Genomic DNA, 17,451 nt, shown 5'->3' on the forward strand with positions numbered 1-17,451 from the left:
TAGACGATTTGATGCAACCTTTTTTTGCGACATTTGTCGATTTAAGGACTTTATGTTTAAAAACAACACAATGTGCTTAAGATTTAAACAAAACTGATATCGGAATGTTCGTGTGCATTTCATTAGCCACAGTGGTTTGTTATCTTCATCCGGCTTGGGGTTAACCAAAAGATGAGAAACAATGAAAGCACGTTGGGCTAGGTTCGTACTCACAGGCGCGATGGTGGCACTTCTCGCGTCCTGCTCTTCTAAACCGACCGATCGCGGTCAACAGTATAAAGACGGAAAATTCTCTCAGCCTTTTTCCCTCGTTAATCAGCCTGACGCCGTGGGCGCACCAATTAATGCCGGAGACTTCTCCGAGCAGGTGAGCCAGATCAGAAGCTCTGCGCCGCGCCTTTATGGCAACCAGAGCAGCGTCTATAACGCCATTGAAGCCTGGCTGCGCGCCGGGGGCGATACCCGCTCGCTGCGCCAGTACGGCATTGACGCCTGGCAGATGGAAGGCACAGACAACTACGGCAACGTGCAGTTTACCGGCTACTACACGCCGGTGGTGCAGGCGCGCCACACCCGCCAGGGCGAGTTCCAGTATCCTATCTACCGCATGCCGTCTAAACGCGGCCGCCTGCCTTCGCGCGCGGAGATCTACGCCGGGGCGCTCAGCGAGAACTATGTGCTGGCCTACAGCAACTCGCTGATGGACAACTTCATTATGGATGTGCAGGGCAGCGGCTATATCGATTTCGGTGACGGCAGCCCGCTCAACTTCTTTAGCTACGCCGGTAAAAATGGTCACGCCTATCGCAGCATCGGCAAAGTGCTGATCGATCGCGGTGAAGTGAAGCGCGAAGATATGTCGATGCAGGCGATTCGCGAATGGGGCGAGAAGCACAGTGAAGCGGAAGTGCGCGCGCTGCTGGAGGAGAACGCCTCCTTTGTCTTCTTTAAACCGCAATCCTGGGCTCCGGTAAAAGGCGCCAGCTCCGTGCCGCTGATTGGCCGCGCGTCGGTCGCCTCTGATAAAACCGTGATCCCACCGGGCACGACGCTGCTGGCAGAAGTGCCGCAGCTGGACAGTAAAGGCAAATTCAACGGCCAGTATGAGCTGCGCCTGATGGTGGCGCTGGATGTTGGCGGGGCAATTAAAGGCCAGCACTTCGACATCTATCAGGGTATCGGCGCAGAAGCCGGGCATCGCGCTGGCTGGTATAACCACTATGGCCGCGTCTGGATCCTGAAGAACGCGCCGGGCGCGGGTCTGACGGGCAACGTCTTTAGCGGCTAAACGAATGTGGTAAACTCTTCACCCCTTCCGGTCCCGGAGGGGGTTCTCTGTTTCAGCTTGAGGTTTCATATGTCAGCAGTAATCAGCGACGCCTGGCGCCAGCGCTTTGGCGGGACGGCGCGTTTGTATGGTGAAAAAGCGTTGCAGTGGTTTGCCGATGCGCATATCTGCGTGGTCGGCATCGGTGGCGTTGGTTCGTGGGTCGCCGAAGCGCTGGCGCGCACCGGAATTGGCGCCATCACGCTGATTGATATGGATGATGTCTGCGTCACCAACACCAACCGGCAGATCCATGCCCTGCGCGACACCGTCGGCGAGGCGAAAGCGGAAGTGATGGCCGCGCGCATTCGCGACATCAACCCGGAGTGCCGCGTCACGGTGATCGATGATTTCGTTACCGCCGATAACGTCGCGCAGCTGATGAGCACCTCGTTCAGCTATGTGATTGACGCCATTGATAGCGTGCGGCCAAAAGCGGCGCTGATCGCCTATTGCCGACGCAATAAGATCCCGCTGGTGACCACCGGCGGCGCGGGCGGACAGATCGATCCGACGCAGATCCAGGTGAGCGATCTGGCGAAAACCATTCAGGATCCGCTGGCGGCGAAGCTGCGTGAGCGGCTGAAGAGCGATTTCGGCGTGGTGAAAAACAGCAAAGGCAAACTCGGCATCGACTGCGTCTTTTCAACTGAAGCGCTGGTCTACCCGCAGGCGGATGGCTCGGTGTGTGCGATGAAAAGCAGTGCGGAAGGGCCAAAACGGATGGATTGCGCCGCCGGGTTTGGTGCAGCAACGATGGTGACCGCCACCTTTGGCTTTGTCGCGGTCTCCCATGCGTTAAAAAAACTGATGGCGAAAGCAGAGCGTCAGGCCAGCGCCTGACGAGCCTGCTCCTGCACGGCGGCGGCCAGCGCCGCCAGCCCCTGGCTGCGCGAGGCGCTCAACTGATTGCGCAGCCCCAACTCATCAAACAGCGCCAGCGGATCGTTCTCTATAAGTGACTGCGGGCGTTTGCCCTCCACCGCCGTCAGCAAGACCGCTAACAAACCGCGCACGATGCGCCCTTCGCTGTCGCCAAAGAAGTGTAGCGTGCCATCGGGCAGACGCGTTGAGCCGAGCCAGACGCGGTTTTCGCAGCCGGGGATCTCCTGCGCCTGCGCTTTTATCTCGTCCGTTGCGGCAGGCAACTGCTTGCCGAGCATAATCAGCTGGCGGTACTTCTCTTCCCACGAGCTGAGCGCGCCAAAGGTCTGGCGCAGTGTCTCTTCAGTGACCACGGTGCCGAACGGATGTCCGGCGAATGCAGGGCTTGTCATCAATCCACCAATAGTTCCAGAGCACGGTCGACGGCGCTGACCAGCGCATCGACATCCTGTTGAGTATTATAGGGCGCAAATGAGGCGCGTAGCGTGCCGTTGACGCCAAGCGCGGCGAGCAGCGGCTGGGCACAGTGCTGGCCCGCGCGCAGAGCGATGCCGTAACCCGCCAGCAGCGTCACCATATCGCTGTGATGCACGCCGTCAAACGTGAAGGCCAGCAGGCTGGAGTCCTGGCAGCGGAATGAGCGGAAACCGGGGCGCAGTGCCAGCTGCTCTTCCGCCAGCGTTGCCAGCCCGCGGCTGTAGCGTTCCGCCTGCGCAATATCAATTCCGTTCAGCCACTCCAGCGCGGCGCTTAAGCCAATCACCCCCGCCACGTTAGGGGTGCCCGCTTCGAGCTTGTAAGGCACCGGCTGCGTGGTGAAACCGCCAAAGGTCACTTCGCTGATCATCTTGCCGCCGCCGAGCCACGGCGTCATCGCCTCCAGCAGTTCCGCTTTGCCATAGAGCGCGCCAATGCCGTTCGGACCATAGAGTTTATGACCGGAGAAGGCGTAAAAATCGATATCGAGCTGCTGTACGTCGGCGGGAAAATGGACCACGCCCTGCGCGCCATCAACCATCACCACCATGCCAGTCTGATGGGCAAGCGTAATGGCGCGGGCCAGATCCGGGCAGCCGCCGGTGACGTTGGACATCTGTCCCAGCGCCAGGATGCGGCTGCGGGGGGTGATAAGGGCAGGAAGCTGGTTAAGATCCGGCAGGCGATCGTCCGCCAGCGGCAGTTTCACCACCTTTGCGCCGGTCTGCTCCGCAACCATCAGCCACGGCACCAGGTTGGCGTGGTGCTCCGCCTCGCTGACAATGATCTCATCGCCAGCTTTTAAGCGCGGGCGGGCATAGCACTGGGCAACCATGTTGATCGCTTCCGTGGTGCCACGCGTCCAGACAATATTTTTGCCGGAAGGCGCGTTAATCAGCGTGGCGACCTGGTCACGTGCGGCTTCGTAGCGGGCGGTGAGCTGCTGCGCTTCGGCAAACTGGCTGCGGTGAACATTGCCAGCGCTCAGGCTGTAGAACTGCTGCGTGGCGTCAATTACCGTCTGTGGTTTCAGCGCGGTCGCGGCGCTGTCGAGGTAGACACCCGCGTCGGCCAGCGCCGGAAACTGGGCGCGAAACTGCGAAGGATTAAATGCGTTCATACTTATCCTCATCTGTAGGCCGACGATGGTCGCGCACTTTTTTTCTGTGGGCAAGGGGATTGATAACCATCGGAATTATCTGTTTGTACTGGCGGATCCGCATAAGCAGGTTATGCTGATAAGTGTAAGTAACGTGTTTGAGACTCTTCCTGTAAGAGTATTTCACAGCATTAATTGCCAGAATAAATCAAGGAGAAGAAGATGAAGAAGACTGCCGCAATTATTTCTGCTTGTACTTTAGCTTTCGCCCTGAGCGCCTGTTCCAGCCCGAACTACGCGTTGCACACCAACGATGGCCGTACAATCATTTCCGAAGGCAAGCCGAAAACTGACGACCAGACAGGTATGATTTCCTACAAAGACGCCAACGGTAATGAGCAGCAGATCAACCGTTCTGACGTGAAAGAGATGGTTGCTCTGGAGAAATAATCCAGAACGCCAGGCAAAAAAAAGCACCGCAATTTGCGGTGCTACATTAATCACTATGGACAGACAGGGTAAATGTACAGGAAGTGAAAAAGGGGTAGCGTCGCTACCGGGGTCTGAAATGCAGACCTAATTGCAAACACAACAACACAACATCACAACCGTAAGCCAAAAGCCCTTCAGAATCTCAATTCCAAAACACTTTTCGTTCCGGCTTCAGGAAGTGGCGCCACTATAGGTATTTGCTGGTGCAACCTCAACGGACAATTTATAATGGCTCAGATAAAAAAAACTAATAGGTTAACTGCTGTTTCCTGTTTGTTAAATTCAGTTTACATCTAAGCCTGATAAACCATGTCCAAGCGATTACCACCTCTTAATGCATTACGTGTTTTTGATGCCGCTGCCCGCCATTTAAGTTTTACCCGCGCGGCCGATGAGCTATTTGTGACGCAGGCCGCAGTAAGTCACCAAATCAAGTCTCTCGAGGATTTTCTCGGCCTGAAACTCTTTCGACGCCGCAACCGTTCGCTGTTGTTAACGGAGGAGGGGCAGAGTTATTTTCAGGATATCAAAGAGATATTTTCCCAGCTCAATGAAGCCACCCGCAAATTGCAGGCGCGCAGCGCCAAGGGCGCGCTGACCGTCAGCTTGCTGCCCAGTTTCGCCATTCAGTGGCTGGTGCCGAGACTCTCCAGCTTTAACTCAGCTTATCCGGGAATCGACGTGCGCATCCAGGCGGTCGACCGCGAAGAGGACAAGCTCGCCGACGATGTTGACGTGGCGATCTTCTACGGTCGCGGCAACTGGCCGGGCCTGCGCGTGGAAAAACTTTATGCCGAATATCTTCTCCCGGTCTGCTCGCCGCTGCTGCTGACCGGCGAGAAGGCGTTAAAGACGCCGGACGATCTGGCGCGCCATACCCTTTTACATGACGCCTCGCGCCGCGACTGGCAAACCTATACCCGTCAGCTGGGCGTTAACCTCAATGTTCAGCAGGGGCCGATCTTCAGCCACAGCTCAATGGTGTTACAGGCGGCGATCCACGGCCAGGGCGTGGCGCTGGCGAACAATGTGATGGCGCAATCGGAGATCGAAGCGGGCCGTCTGGTCTGCCCGTTTAACGATGTGCTGGTGAGTAAAAATGCTTTTTATCTGGTTTGTCATGACAGCCAGGCAGAACTGGGTAAAATAGCGGCCTTTCGTCAGTGGATCCTGGCCAAAGCGGCAAGCGAGCAGGAAAAATTCCGTTTCCGCTACGAACAATAATTCGCGCGCGCAGGGCGCGTATGACTCTTGGGGAAGTAACATGACCAGCCGTTTTATGCTGATTTTTGCCGCCGTAAGCGGTTTTATCTTTGTCGCGTTGGGCGCGTTTGGCGCGCACGTGTTGAGCAAGTCACTCGGCGTCACCGAGATGAGCTGGATCCAGACCGGCCTTGAGTATCAGGCGTTCCACACCTTAGCGGTGTTCGGTCTTGCGGTAGCGATGCAGCGCCGCATCAGCATCTGGTTTTACTGGAGCAGCGTGTTCCTGGCGCTTGGCACCGTGCTGTTCAGCGGTAGCCTCTATTGCCTCGCGCTCTCCCATTTACGCCTGTGGGCGTTTGTTACCCCGGTCGGCGGCGTCTGCTTCTTAATCGGCTGGGCATTAATGTTAATTGGCGCAATTCGTCTGAAACGTAGGGGCGTTGTTCATGAATAAAGTGGTATTGCTGTGCCGCCCGGGTTTTGAGAAAGAGTGCGCAGCCGAAATTACCGATAAAGCCGGACGCCAGAACGTGTTCGGTTTTGCCCGCGTGAAAGAGAACGCGGGCTATGTCATTTTTGAGTGCTATCAGCAGGAAGATGCCGACAAACTGGCGCGCGAGCTGCCGTTCAGCTCGCTGATTTTTGCCCGCCAGATGTTTGTTGTCGGGGAACTGCTGCGCGACCTGCCGCCGGACGATCGCATTACGCCGATCGTTGGCATGTTGCAGGGCGTGGTGGAGAAGGGCGGCGATCTGCGCGTTGAAGTGGCAGATACCAACGAAAGCAAAGAGCTGATGAAGTTCTGCCGCAAGTTCACCGTGCCGCTGCGCGGTGCGCTGCGTGAAGCGGGCATTCTGGCGCGCAGCGACTCGGCGAGCCGCCCGGTGGTGCATATCTTCTTTATTGCGCCGGGCTGCTGCTACACCGGGTACTCCTACTCATACAACAACTCACCTTTCTATATGGGCATTCCGCGCCTGAAGTTCCCGTCCGATGCGCCGAGCCGCTCGACGCTGAAGCTGGAAGAGGCGTTTCACGTCTTTATTCCTGCCGATGAGTGGGATGAGCGTCTGGCAAACGGCATGTATGCCGTTGATCTTGGGGCCTGCCCCGGCGGCTGGACCTACCAACTGGTGAAGCGCAACATGTGGGTCTCGTCCGTGGATAACGGTCCGATGGCGCAGAGCCTGATGGACACCGGCCAGGTGACCTGGCTGCGCGAAGATGGTTTCCGTTATCGCCCGACGCGCAGCAACATCTCCTGGATGGTGTGCGATATGGTTGAAAAACCGGCAAAAGTGGCGGCGCTGATGGCGCAGTGGTTAACAGAAGGGTGGTGTCGTGAAACCATCTTTAACCTCAAGCTGCCGATGAAAAAGCGCTATGAAGAGGTCTCCAACAATCTCGCCTATATTCAGCAGCAGCTGGATGAGCACGGCATCGCCGCGCAGATCCAGGCGCGTCAGCTCTATCACGATCGTGAAGAGGTGACGGTTCATATTCGCAGAATGTGGGCGGCAGTGGGTGGACGCAGGGACGAGCGTTAATCCTTCTAAACGGAGCGGTGCTCAAAACTTCGCGTACTGTCTGTTGCGCACTGCCCCTGTTCAGATAGCCTGCAATTAAAACCTGCAGGCTTATTTTTTATTTCCCGCCCTGGCTAGCTCTTTAACCAACGGCAGCATAATCCGCATCACATCGCGGCTGCGGTGTTCAATTCGCCCCGGCAGCGCCTTATCGATATAGATCTGGTTATCAAGCCGCGCGCGGTGATAGCTCACGCCATCCGGAAACGCCTTCGACTTTGCCCTTTGCTGAGTGCCATCTTTATTGCCCAGAGACCAGTTGGCGGCTTCCACCGACAGCACCGGGATCATCGCGTTATCAAACACCTGCGCGTCATGGCAGCAGGCGCTGCGCTTCTCCGTACTCGCCGGGGCGCTTAACGCCTGAATGCCGTGCGAGCGGGCAATCGCCAGCGCACGGTCGCGCGTCAGTTTCCGCACCGAGGCCGGGGTATTTTTGCCGCTGGTAAAATAGAGTTTGTCGCCAACGATCAGGTTATTGAGGTTAATCACCAGCAGGGTGTTTTTGCGCTCTTTCTCGCTCATGCGATCGAGAAAGCTCTCTGCGCCAAGCTGGCCCTCCTCTTCGCCGCTGGTGGCGACAAAGCGCACGGTGTACTCCGTCGGCGTCGTTTTCAGCGCCTGCGCCAGTTCAAGCATCACGCCAAGCGCGGCAGCATTGTCATCAATGCCCTGCAACGTTAAACCGCCGAGGTTGTTATCAACATCGGCATCGCTTTGCGGCGCGTAGGTATCAAGATGCGCCATCACGATAATCTGCTGCGGCACGCGCCCTTCATGGGCGGCGATCACCGAACTGCCGGTCACATTCTGCCAGCTCTGCTGATTATCTTTGGTGCTGTAGCGGTAGCGGGTTTTGAACTTACGGATATCGCTCTGATAACCCATCTGGGAAAACTGCTGCTGGAGATAGTCCGCGCTGAGCATTTCGGCCGGCGTGCCGGTCATGCGGCCGGGAAAGAGGCTGGCAATATGCCGCGCCTGTTCATTTGCCATGTCACCGGGTTGGGAAGAGCGGGCAGCAACCGGAAGGATAAAGCATACGCCGAGCGCCAGGGCAGCGGTACGGAGGCGCAATGCGGAAAACATAGTGAGTCCTTTATGCAGCAAGATTTTAAACGGGCTTAGTATGAAACTGTGACGGAGTTTGCACAATTTCATTTGTCGTTAACCATGCGAAAAATCTCACCTTAAGCACTTTTTGGTATGAGCTTTCCCAGCTCTTTATTCTTTTGCGGAACTACTCATTCCAATTCGTAATTTCATTCGTTCTAACGCGCCCCCTATAGTCCCCCTATTGCTGGCTGTGAGTGAGTTACAACGTTGTGGATTACCTGCCTCTGTTTGCTGCTGTAAAAGACCGCCCTGTTTTAGTGATTGGCGGCGGTGAAATTGCCGCGCGCAAAATCACCTTTTTGCGCCGTGCGGGCGCGCACGTACAGATAGTGGCCAGACGACTCGATCCGCAACTGCAACAGCTTGCCGATGAGCAGGCCGTTCACTGGGTAGCGACGGAGTTTGACGAGTCGCAGCTTGATGCAGTGTTTCTGGTGATTGCGGCAACTAACGATGCAGCCCTTAACCGCCGGGTCTTTGACGCCGCCAACGCGCGCCATCGGCTGGTTAACGTGGTGGACGATCAGCCGCTCTGCTCCTTTATTTTCCCCTCTATTGTTGACCGTTCGCCGCTGATCGTCGCCATCTCCTCCGGCGGCAATGCACCGGTGCTGGCGCGTCTGCTGCGTGAAAAGATTGAGGCGCTGCTGCCGGGGAATCTCGGGCGGATGGCAGCCGTGGCCGGGCGCTGGCGCACGCGCATTAAAGCGTTTCGCCGCACCACGGACGATCGCCGTCGCTTCTGGGAGAGCGCTTTTCGCGGGCGTTTTGCCAGCCTGATGGCGGCAGGCGACGAGCCTGCGGCAGAGCGGGCGCTGGAAGCGGAGTTACAGCAGCCGGGGTCGGCCAGCGGCGAGATTATCCTCGTCGGTGCCGGGCCGGGCGATGCGGGCTTGCTGACCCTGCGCGGTTTGCAGGTGATCCAGCAGGCCGATGTGGTCTTTTACGACCATCTGGTGAGCGATGCGGTGCTGGAGTTAACCCGCCGCGACGCGGAGAAGATCTGCGTTGGTAAACGGGCGGGCGTGCATGCCGTGCCGCAGCACGAAACCAATCGCATGCTTGTAGAAGCGGCGCAGGAGGGGAAAACCGTCGTGCGCCTGAAAGGTGGCGATCCCTTTATCTTTGGTCGCGGCGGCGAAGAGCTACAGGCGGCGGCTGAAGCGGGCATCCCGTTCCAGGTGGTGCCGGGCGTGACTGCGGCATCCGGCGCGACGGCGTATGCCGGTATCCCGCTGACGCACCGGGATTTCGCCCAGAGCGTCACCTTCGTGACCGGGCACTACAAAGCCGACAGCGCGCCGTTCGACTGGTCGCAGCTGGCGCAAAGCCGCCAGACGCTGGCGATCTATATGGGCACCATGAAAGCGGCCGAGATCAGCGCACAACTGATTGCCCACGGCCGTGAGCGCACCACGCCGGTGGCGGTGATCTCCCGCGGCACGCGCGCCGATCAACAGATTACTACCGGCACATTAGAACAACTTGAGGAACTGGCTACAGGCGCGCCGATGCCCGCCCTGTTAGTGGTGGGTGAAGTGGTTGCGCTTCATCGCGAACTGGCCTGGTTCCAGCAAACGACAGCTACGGCGGCGTTTGACGCTTCCGTGATTAATCTGGCTTAAGGAAGGGATATGGACGAAAAACGACTCACTCACCTGCGACAACTGGAGGCGGAAAGCATCCATATCATTCGCGAAGTGGCCGCCGAGTTTGCCAATCCGGTGATGATGTACTCCATCGGCAAAGACTCCAGCGTGATGCTGCACCTGGCGCGTAAAGCCTTCTATCCGGGCACGCTGCCGTTCCCACTGCTGCATGTCGATACCGGCTGGAAATTCCGCGAGATGTATGAATTCCGCGACCGTACCGCCAAAGCCTACGGCTGCGAGCTGCTGGTGCATAAAAACCCGGAAGGGGTGGCGATGGGTATCAACCCGTTCGTGCATGGCAGCGCGAAACACACTGACATTATGAAAACCGAAGGGCTCAAGCAGGCGTTGAACAAGTATGGTTTTGACGCCGCATTTGGCGGCGCGCGCCGTGACGAAGAGAAGTCGCGCGCTAAAGAGCGAATCTACTCCTTCCGCGACCGTTTTCACCGCTGGGACCCGAAAAACCAGCGTCCGGAGCTGTGGCATAACTACAACGGCCAGATCAACAAAGGCGAAAGCATCCGCGTTTTCCCGCTCTCCAACTGGACCGAGCTCGATATCTGGCAGTACATCTTCCTGGAAAATATTGAGATCGTGCCGCTCTATCTGGCCGCCGAGCGACCGGTACTGGAGCGCGACGGCATGCTGATGATGATCGACGATGACCGTATCGATCTGCAGCCGGGCGAAGTGATTGAAAAACGCATGGTGCGTTTCCGTACCCTCGGTTGCTGGCCGCTGACCGGCGCGGTGGAGTCCCACGCGCAGACGCTGCCGGAGATCATCGAAGAGATGCTGATCTCGACCACCAGCGAGCGTCAGGGGCGCGTGATCGACCGCGATCAGGCCGGCTCGATGGAGCTGAAAAAACGCCAGGGTTATTTCTAAGGAGCCGCCATGAACACCACTATTGCACAACAAATTGCGGATGAAGGCGGCGTTGAAGCGTACCTGCATGCCCAGCAACACAAAAGCCTGCTGCGTTTTCTTACCTGCGGCAGCGTCGATGACGGCAAGAGCACGCTGATCGGCCGTCTGCTGCACGACACTCGCCAGATCTACGAAGATCAACTCTCAACGCTGCACAATGACAGCAAACGCCACGGCACCCAAGGCGAGAAACTCGATCTTGCGCTGCTGGTGGATGGCCTGCAGGCCGAGCGCGAGCAGGGCATTACCATTGACGTGGCGTATCGTTACTTCTCCACCGAGAAGCGCAAATTTATTATTGCCGACACGCCGGGGCATGAGCAGTACACCCGCAATATGGCGACCGGTGCTTCCACCTGCGATCTGGCGATCCTGCTGATCGATGCGCGCAAAGGCGTGCTGGATCAGACCCGCCGCCACAGCTTTATCTCCACGCTGCTTGGCATCAAACACCTGGTGGTGGCGGTGAACAAGATGGATCTGGTGGAGTTTAGCGAAGCGACTTTCGATTCTATTCGCCAGGATTACCTCACTTTTGCCGAACAGTTGCCGGGCGATCTCGATATTCGCTTTGTGCCGCTCTCGGCGCTGGAGGGCGACAACGTTGCCAGCCAGAGCGACAAGATGGCGTGGTACAGCGGCCCGACGCTGCTGGAGATGCTCGAAACCGTTGAAATCAAGCGTGTGGTGGAGAGCCAGCCGATGCGCTTCCCGGTGCAGTATGTTAACCGCCCGAACCTCGATTTCCGCGGCTTCTCCGGCACGCTGGCCTCCGGCGTGGTCAAGGTCGGGCAGCGCATCAAAGTGCTGCCGTCGGGCGTGGAGTCAACCATCGCACGTATCGTCACCTTTGATGGCGATCTGCAGGAAGCGGGCGCGGGCGAAGCGATTACCCTCGTCCTGAAAGATGAGATTGATATCAGCCGCGGCGATCTGATCCTCGACGCACAGGAAACACTGCCGTCGGTGCAGCGCGCCTCGCTCGATGTGGTGTGGATGGCGGAGCAGCCGTTGCAGGCGGGACAAAGTTTTGAGGTCAAAGTGGCGGGCAAGAAAACCCGCGCGCGCATCGACAACGTTCAGTACCAGGTCGATATCAACAACCTGACCCAGCGTGAGGTGGAAAGCCTGCCGCTGAACGGTATCGGGCTGGTTGACGTCACCTTTGATGAGCCGCTGACCCTCGATCCTTATCAGCAGAACCCGGTGACCGGCGGGATGATCTTTATCGATCGCCTGAGCAACGTCACCGTTGGCGCGGGCATGGTGCGTGAAGTGCACACCGATGCGCAGGTTGTACCATCGGAATTCAGCGCTTTTGAACTGGAGTTGAACCAGCTGGTGCGTAAGCACTTCCCGCACTGGGGCGCGCGCGATCTGCTGGGAGGCAAATAATGGCGCAGCATGACGAAAACGTCGTCTGGCATGCCCATCCGGTAACGCCGCAGCAGCGCGAACAGCTCCACGGCCATCGTGGGGTTGTGCTCTGGTTTACCGGGCTTTCCGGCTCCGGTAAATCGACCGTGGCGGGGGCGCTGGAAGAGGCGCTGCACCGCGCGGGCGTCAGCACCTATCTGCTTGATGGCGATAACGTGCGCCACGGTCTGTGCAGCGATTTAGGCTTTAGCGATGCGGATCGTAAAGAGAATATTCGCCGGGTCGGCGAAGTGGCGAAGCTGATGGTGGAGTCGGGGCTGGTGGTGTTGACCGCCTTTATTTCGCCCCATCGCGCCGAGCGGCAGATGGTGCGTGAACGCCTCGGCGAGGGGCGTTTCATTGAGGTGTTTGTCGATACGCCACTGGCGATTTGCGAAGCACGCGATCCGAAGGGGTTATACAAGAAAGCCCGCGCCGGAGAGCTGCGTAATTTCACCGGCATTGATTCGGTGTATGAAGCGCCAGAAGCGCCGGAAGTGCACCTCGATGGCGAACAATTGGTAACAAATTTGGTCAGCCAATTATTAGACCTGCTGCGGCAGGGAGATATTATCAGATCCTGAGACGGTACTGGCGATACACCCACTCTTCAGGCTTTAGCGAGTTTGCTTTTCGCGCCGTCTGAACAGGTGTGTATCGCGTTTACCGGTCGTGCAGGCAACAGGATCAGATATGCGTAACAGTCACAACATTACCCTCCCGCGGTCATCGTCTCTTTCCCCGACCGCCGACGAACCCACATGGTCGCTTCCGGGTGCCATTGTGGGCTTTGTCGCATGGCTGCTGGCGCTGGCAATCCCTTTTCTTTTATACGGCTCCAATACGCTCTTTTTTCTCCTCTATACCTGGCCCTTTTTTCTCGCCCTGATGCCGGTCTCGGTAGTGGTGGGAATTGCCCTGCATTCGCTGCTTGATGGGCGCTTGCGTTACAGTTGTGTGGCGACGCTGCTCAGCGTGGCGGCGATGTTCGGCCTCCTTTTCCTCTGGCTGGTGGGCTAAGGCGCGCCATACTTCAAGGTGTAACGCCTGTTAAGGCAATGTGTCCGGGTTCGGATTGCTCAACATTTATGATAAAGTCTGGCGCTTGCGCGGTATCACCCGGCCCCGAAGTGGAGTCTGACGAAAAGTTATGGGATGATGATGCCGTTTTTCAGGGGGCAGGATGGGTAAATTAACGCTGCTTTTGCTGGCTTTGCTGGTCTGGCTGCAATACTCGCTGTGGTTCGGCAAAAATGGTCTGCACGACTACGGCCGCGTCAGCGAAGATGTGGCGGCACAGCAGGCGACAAACGCAAAACTAAAAGCGCGCAACGATCAGCTGTTTGCCGAAATTGACGATCTCAATGGCGGCCAGGAAGCGATCGAGGAGCGTGCTCGCAATGAGCTGACCATGACGAAACCGGGCGAAACCTTCTATCGTCTGGTGCCGGACGCGTCAAAGCGCGCTGCGGGCTCAGCGCAGAACACACAAAACACGCAGAATACGCAAACTAGACCATAAACAGTCCCGGGTTAACGAATGGCAACACTCATTCCGGACGTCTGTGCCGTGGTGCCGGCCGCCGGATTCGGCCGCCGCATGCAAACGGAATGTCCAAAGCAGTATCTCTCCATCGGCGATAAAACCATCCTTGAGCACGCGGTCGCCGCGCTGCTCGCCCACCCGTTCGTCAGCCGGGTGATTATTGCCGTCAGCGCGGGCGATGAACGCTTCGCGCAGCTTCCTCTGGCCAATCATCCGCAGATTACGGTGGTAAACGGCGGCGCGGAACGTGCCGACTCGGTGCTGGCAGGGCTGAAAGCCGCTGCCGGTGCGCAGTGGGTGCTGGTGCATGACGCTGCGCGCCCCTGCCTGCACCAGGACGATCTCAACCGCTTGCTCGCCCTGCGTGAGACCAGCCGGGTAGGGGGGATCCTCGCCGCGCCGGTGCGCGACACCATGAAACGCGCCGAGCCGGGCAAAACCGCTATCGCACACACCGTTGAGCGTAACGATCTCTGGCACGCTCTGACGCCGCAGTTTTTCCCGCTGGCGTTACTCCATGACTGCTTAACCCGCGCGTTAGATGAAGGCGCCACCATCACCGATGAAGCCTCGGCGCTGGAGTATTGCGGCTATCACCCCGAGCTGGTCGCCGGGCGTGCGGATAATATTAAAGTGACCCGACCCGAAGATTTACGACTCGCAGAATTTTATCTGACCCATGCAGACCTTCAGGAGAAAGCATAATGCGCATTGGACACGGTTTTGACGTACACGCCTTTGGCGGCGCTGGCCCGATTATTATTGGCGGCGTGCGCATTCCCTATGAACAGGGGCTGCTGGCGCACTCCGACGGCGATGTCGCCCTGCATGCGTTAACCGATGCGCTGCTCGGTGCGGCGGCGCTGGGGGATATTGGTAAACTCTTTCCGGACACCGATCCCGCTTTTAAAGGCGCGGACAGCCGCGAGCTGCTGCGCGAAGCCTGGCGACGCATTCAGGCCAAAGGCTACACGCTTGGCAACGTGGATGTGACCATCATTGCGCAGGCACCGAAGATGTTGCCGCATATTCCGCAGATGCGCGTCTTTATCGCCGAAGATCTCGGTTGCCATATGGATGACGTCAACGTCAAAGCCACCACCACAGAGAAGCTCGGTTTCACCGGGCGCGGTGAAGGCATTGCTTGTGAAGCGGTGGCGCTGTTAGTGAAGGCGGCGAAATGACGGAATTTGATAATCTCACCTTCCTGCACGGCAAGCCTGGCGGCAGTGGCATCCTGAAAGCCAGCCCGGAAGATTTCGTTGTTGTGGAGGATCTGGGCTTCGAGCCAGACGGCGAAGGTGAGCATATTCTGGTACGAATTCTGAAAAATGGCTGCAATACGCGTTTTGTTGCTGACGCTTTAGCGAAATTCCTTAAAATTCATGTGCGTGAAGTGAGCTTCGCCGGTCAGAAAGATAAGCATGCCGTTACGGAACAGTGGCTTTGTGCCCGCGTACCGGGTAATGGTATGCCGGATCTCAGCCAGTTCACGCTCGAAGGCTGCAAAGTGCTGGAGTATGCCCGCCATAAACGCAAACTGCGTCTCGGCGCGCTGAAAGGCAACGCCTTTACGCTGGTGCTGCGGGAAATAAGCAGCCGTGCAGAGGTTGAATCGCGCTTGAAGGCCATCGCTGAACAGGGCGTGCCCAACTATTTTGGCGCACAGCGTTTTGGCATCGGCGGCAGTAATCTGCAGGGCGCACTGCGCTGGGCGCAAAGCGACGCGCCGGTTCGCGATCGTAACAAACGCAGTTTTTGGTTGTCCGCCGCGCGCAGCGCGTTGTTTAATCAGGTGGTCAGCGAGCGGCTGAAGAAACCAGGCTTCAATCAAGTTGTTGTCGGCGATGCGCTACAATTAGCGGGTCGCGGCAGCTGGTTCGTGGCGACCAATGAGGAGCGCGACGAGTTACAGGCGCGTGTCGATGCGAAAGCACTGATGATCACCGCGCCGCTGCCGGGTCGCGGCGAGTGGGGAACACAAGACGCGGCGCTGGAGTTTGAGCAGCAAGCGATTGCTGATGCGCCAGAGTTACAGACGCTGCTGGTGAGAGAAAAAGTGGACGCTGCGCGCCGTGCGATGTTGCTCTATCCGCAGGCGCTCAGCTGGAACTGGTGGGATGACGCCACCGTCGAGGTACGTTTCTGGCTACCGGCGGGGAGTTTTGCCACCAGTGTGGTCAGGGAACTTATCAACACATCGGGTGATTATGCGAATATTGCTGAGTAACGATGACGGGATCCACGCGCCGGGTATCCAGACGCTGGCCCGTGCTCTTAGGGAGTTTGCCGACGTTCAGGTCGTGGCTCCCGATCGTAACCGCAGCGGTGCGTCTAATTCGCTGACGCTCGAATCTTCGCTTCGTACTTTTAGCTTCGATAACGGCGACATCGCCGTGCAGATGGGCACGCCGACGGACTGCGTCTTTCTCGGCGTGAACGCATTAATGCGCCCGCGCCCGGATGTGGTGGTTTCAGGCATCAACGCCGGGCCAAACCTCGGCGATGATGTGATCTACTCCGGCACCGTTGCTGCCGCGATGGAGGGCCGCCACCTCGGCTTTCCGGCGTTAGCCGTCTCGCTCAATGGTCATACTCACTATGAAACCGCCGCTGCGGTCACCTGCGCCATTTTGCGTGGGCTGAGCCGCGAGCCGCTGCGCACCGGGCGGATTTTGAATATCAACGTCCCGGATCTGCCGCTGAGTGAGATCAAAGGCATTCGCGTGACGCGCTGCGGCAGCCGCCATCCTGCTGACCAGGTGATCCCGCAGCAGGATCCACGCGGCAACACCCTTTACTGGATCGGCCCACCGGGGGAGAAGTGCGATGCCGGTCCCGATACCGACTTCGCCGCCGTTGATGAGGGGTATGTTTCCGTTACGCCGCTGCACGTGGATTTGACTGCCTACAGCGCGCAGGAGGTAGTATCAGGTTGGTTGGATCGCGCCGGGGTGAATACGCAATGGTAAGCAAACGCATCCAGGATCTTCTCAATCAGTTACGCGCGCAGGGCATCAAAGATGAACAGGTGCTTGAGGCGCTGTCGCGGGTGCCGCGCGAAAAATTTATCGACGAGGCGTTTGAACACAAAGCGTGGGAAAACGTCGCCCTGCCGATTGGTCAGGGGCAAACCATCTCCCAACCCTATATGGTCGCGCGCATGACCGAGCTGCTCGAGCTGACGCCCGATTCGCGCGTGCTGGAGATTGGCACCGGTTCCGGTTACCAGACGGCGATCCTCGCCCATCTGGTGCACCATGTCTGCTCCGTTGAACGGATTAAAGGGCTGCAATGGCAGGCGCGCCGCCGCCTCAAGCAGCTCGATCTGCACAATGTCTCCACGCGTCACGGTGATGGCTGGCAAGGATGGCAAGCACGCGCGCCATTTGACGCTATTATTGTGACAGCCGCTCCGCCTGAAATTCCCGCCGCGCTGATGTCGCAGCTGGATGACGGCGGCATTCTCGTTTTGCCCGTGGGCGACGAACTCCAGCAGTTGAAGCGGGTTCGTCGGCGGGGAAGCGAATTCATTATTGATACCGTTGAAGCCGTGCGCTTTGTTCCGCTTGTACGCGGTGAACTGGCCTGAGTTACAGATTTATCCTGGGTATTTCGGGCCATAACAGCGTATTGTGGGCAAATTTGCCGTCGACCTTCGCGGTTATCTTTAAGTCATTGGTAATTTACATAATATTGGGGGAAAAATGAGCGCG

Annotated in this window: 20 protein-coding genes; 17 read left to right on the forward strand and 3 right to left on the reverse strand. The window is 57.9% G+C overall.

From position 1 onward, the window contains the following. Nucleotides 1-181: 181 nt before the first annotated feature. Nucleotides 182-1,288, forward strand: a complete 1,107-nt coding sequence (gene mltA / locus EH164_RS04100; protein WP_034813802.1) for a murein transglycosylase A — start codon at nt 182-184, stop codon at nt 1,286-1,288. Between the two features lie 69 nt (nt 1,289-1,357). Beyond that, the gene (gene tcdA, locus EH164_RS04105) at nt 1,358-2,170 is read left to right on the forward strand and encodes a tRNA cyclic N6-threonylcarbamoyladenosine(37) synthase TcdA (RefSeq protein WP_042713386.1); all 813 of its coding nucleotides are present in this window, start codon (nt 1,358-1,360) and stop codon (nt 2,168-2,170) included. On the opposite strand, the gene csdE is transcribed toward tcdA, so the two are convergent. After that, the gene (gene csdE, locus EH164_RS04110) at nt 2,155-2,604 is read right to left on the reverse strand and encodes a cysteine desulfurase sulfur acceptor subunit CsdE (RefSeq protein ID WP_124967385.1); all 450 of its coding nucleotides are present in this window, start codon (nt 2,602-2,604) and stop codon (nt 2,155-2,157) included. The genes tcdA and csdE overlap by 16 nt on opposite strands. Continuing rightward, a complete protein-coding gene (csdA, locus tag EH164_RS04115) occupies nt 2,604-3,809 on the reverse strand; it encodes a cysteine desulfurase CsdA (protein WP_124967386.1) in 1,206 nt (401 codons plus the stop codon). Before csdA ends, csdE begins: the two co-directional genes overlap by 1 nt. A gap of 201 nt (nt 3,810-4,010) precedes the next feature. On the opposite strand from csdA, the gene EH164_RS04120 reads away from it, so the two are divergent. The 4 genes from EH164_RS04120 (at nt 4,011) to rlmM (ending at nt 7,033) form a co-directional block, all read left to right on the forward strand. After that, nucleotides 4,011-4,238: a YgdI/YgdR family lipoprotein gene (locus EH164_RS04120; protein ID WP_023481080.1), complete on the forward strand. Its 228-nt coding sequence runs from the start codon at nt 4,011-4,013 to the stop codon at nt 4,236-4,238. A gap of 351 nt (nt 4,239-4,589) precedes the next feature. Further along, nucleotides 4,590-5,504, forward strand: a complete 915-nt coding sequence (gcvA, locus tag EH164_RS04125) for a glycine cleavage system transcriptional regulator GcvA (protein ID WP_023481079.1) — start codon at nt 4,590-4,592, stop codon at nt 5,502-5,504. A 40-nt stretch (nt 5,505-5,544) separates the two neighbouring features. Then, nucleotides 5,545-5,940, forward strand: coding sequence for a DUF423 domain-containing protein (locus EH164_RS04130; protein ID WP_124967387.1), 396 nt, complete (start codon nt 5,545-5,547; stop codon nt 5,938-5,940). Next, nucleotides 5,933-7,033 carry a 23S rRNA (cytidine(2498)-2'-O)-methyltransferase RlmM gene (gene rlmM / locus EH164_RS04135; RefSeq protein WP_054803749.1) on the forward strand — a complete coding sequence of 367 codons (1,101 nt, stop codon included), beginning with the start codon at nt 5,933-5,935 and terminating at the stop codon, nt 7,031-7,033. The genes EH164_RS04130 and rlmM overlap by 8 nt, the downstream gene beginning before the upstream one ends. Before the next feature lie 90 nt (nt 7,034-7,123). On the opposite strand, the gene EH164_RS04140 is transcribed toward rlmM, so the two are convergent. Beyond that, nucleotides 7,124-8,161, reverse strand: coding sequence for an aminopeptidase (locus EH164_RS04140; RefSeq protein WP_124967388.1), 1,038 nt, complete (start codon nt 8,159-8,161; stop codon nt 7,124-7,126). 245 nt (nt 8,162-8,406) lie between these two features. On the opposite strand from EH164_RS04140, the gene cysG reads away from it, so the two are divergent. The 11 genes from cysG (at nt 8,407) to EH164_RS04195 (ending at nt 17,327) form a co-directional block, all read left to right on the forward strand. After that, nucleotides 8,407-9,813 (forward strand): siroheme synthase CysG, encoded by a 1,407-nt coding sequence (gene cysG, locus EH164_RS04145; RefSeq protein WP_164483637.1) that lies wholly within the window; start codon nt 8,407-8,409, stop codon nt 9,811-9,813. Between the two features lie 9 nt (nt 9,814-9,822). Beyond that, the gene (gene cysD, locus EH164_RS04150; RefSeq protein WP_023481127.1) at nt 9,823-10,731 is read left to right on the forward strand and encodes a sulfate adenylyltransferase subunit CysD; all 909 of its coding nucleotides are present in this window, start codon (nt 9,823-9,825) and stop codon (nt 10,729-10,731) included. A gap of 9 nt (nt 10,732-10,740) precedes the next feature. Next, nucleotides 10,741-12,168 carry a sulfate adenylyltransferase subunit CysN gene (gene cysN, locus EH164_RS04155; protein ID WP_124967389.1) on the forward strand — a complete coding sequence of 476 codons (1,428 nt, stop codon included), beginning with the start codon at nt 10,741-10,743 and terminating at the stop codon, nt 12,166-12,168. Then, entirely contained in the window at nt 12,168-12,773 is a 606-nt protein-coding gene (gene cysC / locus EH164_RS04160; protein ID WP_023481107.1) for an adenylyl-sulfate kinase, read from the forward strand. The genes cysN and cysC overlap by 1 nt, the downstream gene beginning before the upstream one ends. A 109-nt stretch (nt 12,774-12,882) precedes the next feature. After that, on the forward strand, nt 12,883-13,209 hold the full coding sequence (locus tag EH164_RS04165; RefSeq protein ID WP_124967390.1) for a DUF3561 family protein: 327 nt from the start codon (nt 12,883-12,885) through the stop codon (nt 13,207-13,209). A gap of 163 nt (nt 13,210-13,372) precedes the next feature. Then, nucleotides 13,373-13,711, forward strand: coding sequence for a cell division protein FtsB (gene ftsB / locus EH164_RS04170; RefSeq protein ID WP_023481120.1), 339 nt, complete (start codon nt 13,373-13,375; stop codon nt 13,709-13,711). 18 nt (nt 13,712-13,729) lie between these two features. Then, nucleotides 13,730-14,440 carry a 2-C-methyl-D-erythritol 4-phosphate cytidylyltransferase gene (ispD, locus tag EH164_RS04175; protein WP_124967391.1) on the forward strand — a complete coding sequence of 237 codons (711 nt, stop codon included), beginning with the start codon at nt 13,730-13,732 and terminating at the stop codon, nt 14,438-14,440. Beyond that, nucleotides 14,440-14,919, forward strand: coding sequence for a 2-C-methyl-D-erythritol 2,4-cyclodiphosphate synthase (gene ispF, locus EH164_RS04180; RefSeq protein ID WP_042713710.1), 480 nt, complete (start codon nt 14,440-14,442; stop codon nt 14,917-14,919). The genes ispD and ispF overlap by 1 nt, the downstream gene beginning before the upstream one ends. After that, complete coding sequence (gene truD / locus EH164_RS04185; protein ID WP_124967392.1) at nt 14,916-15,965, forward strand: tRNA pseudouridine(13) synthase TruD; 1,050 nt, start codon at nt 14,916-14,918, stop codon at nt 15,963-15,965. Before ispF ends, truD begins: the two co-directional genes overlap by 4 nt. Next, a complete protein-coding gene (gene surE / locus EH164_RS04190; protein WP_124967393.1) occupies nt 15,946-16,707 on the forward strand; it encodes a 5'/3'-nucleotidase SurE in 762 nt (253 codons plus the stop codon). The genes truD and surE overlap by 20 nt, the downstream gene beginning before the upstream one ends. Next, entirely contained in the window at nt 16,701-17,327 is a 627-nt protein-coding gene (locus EH164_RS04195) for a protein-L-isoaspartate(D-aspartate) O-methyltransferase (protein ID WP_023481101.1), read from the forward strand. The genes surE and EH164_RS04195 overlap by 7 nt, the downstream gene beginning before the upstream one ends. Nucleotides 17,328-17,451 lie beyond the last annotated feature (124 nt).

It is taken from the genome of Kosakonia sp. CCTCC M2018092 (assembly GCF_003864115.1).
Classification (GTDB): Bacteria; Pseudomonadota; Gammaproteobacteria; order Enterobacterales; family Enterobacteriaceae; genus Kosakonia; species Kosakonia cowanii.